3 pseudogenes are annotated in these 1,350 nt (G+C 57.2%); all 3 read right to left on the bottom strand.

Features of this window, described 5'->3' with window-relative positions:
* A pseudogene (locus AD949_RS14695) lies at positions 1–194 on the bottom strand (IS5/IS1182 family transposase); the annotation flags it as partial.
* Positions 195–204: 10 nt separating this feature from the next.
* Positions 205–1,103, bottom strand: a pseudogene (locus tag AD949_RS13490) (IS630 family transposase).
* Between the two features lie 64 nt (positions 1,104–1,167).
* Positions 1,168–1,350 (bottom strand): annotated as a pseudogene (locus AD949_RS00070) (transposase); the annotation flags it as partial.

Raw genomic sequence — 1,350 nt, 5'->3', positions numbered from 1 at the left:
TTGCGTCCGACCACTTTCTTGCCAGCGTCATAACCCCTTGTTTTCGCGTGAGGAGCCTTGATGCTCTGGCTGTCGATCACCCCAGCCGAAGGGCTGGATTCACGACCCATCCGCTCCCGATCGAGCATCGATTCAACGTCGTGGGTAGTATGAAACAGGAAACGCCGCGCCAGTTCCCGGAACCAGCCATAGAGCACGTCCGCTTTATTCTGGTTCATACTCTGCGGCGGTGAAGAAATTGGCACATTCGTCAGGGGAGAAAGCATCCATGAGTGATCCGGCAGCGTCCCACAGGGCTGTGACGGTTCTTGCTGCCTTGGCTCGCTGGAGAGCCTTGAACTTGGCGAACACCGTTTCGATCGGGTTGAAATCGGGACTATAGGGAGGAAGGAACATCATCTGTGCTCCCGCCCCCTTATGAGCGGGTAGATTGTCCAGCACGACAATATCGCCCGGGCTGAGCGTCGGCACGAGAACATGCTCGACATAGGTCTGAAAAATTTTGCCGTTCATGGCGCCCTCATGCACGAAGGGTGCGGTCATGCCCGTGAGGCGCAAGCCGGCAGTGAAAGTCGTGGTTTTCCAATGGCCATGAGGAAAACCAGTTCGACAGCGTTCTCCGCGTAAAGCACGACCACGCTGGCGGGGCATCTTCGTGGAGAGGCCGGTTTCGTCGATGAAGACCATGTTGGTCGTCGAACCAGTCCTGCCGGCGTTTCAGGATATCTTCGCGTTCTGCTCCAATGCATGTGCGGTCTTTTTTTGAATGTCCACCCGCGCTGCCGCAGCCATCAGCTGAGCATGCTGCGGCCAATCCCGACGGATTGCTCATCCTTCAGGCGCACCACCATCTCGTTGAGCGTGATATCTTTCTGCGCTTCGATCATATCAACAACAAAGGTTTCATACCCATCCAGCTTTGAGCCGCGCGGCTTGTTCTGGCGGCGCGCTGCCCGTTCACCGGTTTCACGTTCACGACGAAGTCACCGGATCGCCGTCGAAATGCCGATCCCGAACCGTCTCGCCACTGAACTGGCTGACACGCCCTCTCCACCAGCTTCCAGAACCCGCATCCGTAGATCGTCGCTCAATGCGCGTGCCATCATCGCCTCCATCAATGGAAACGGTGAAACACAATCCACGCTCCGTGTCATCCCTCACGATTCATAATTCAGTGGACGTGCTCCAGACCGTTCGCCAATGCCCGAAAAGGATCGGCAGCATCCGCCAGCCACAGTCCGGGCGGACCAAATACCATACCGCGTTGATCATTTCGCGGAATTCAATCTCTCGCGGACGTCCCGTGTGCCTAGACTCAGGCATCAGTAGCGCGATCCGCGCCCATTCCTC

Origin of the sequence: Acetobacter orleanensis, assembly GCF_001581005.1 — a bacterium.
Taxonomy (GTDB): Bacteria; Pseudomonadota; Alphaproteobacteria; order Acetobacterales; family Acetobacteraceae; genus Acetobacter; species Acetobacter orleanensis.
Note: the sequence above shows the minus strand (reverse complement) of the source record. Positions and strands in the feature narration are given on the sequence as shown.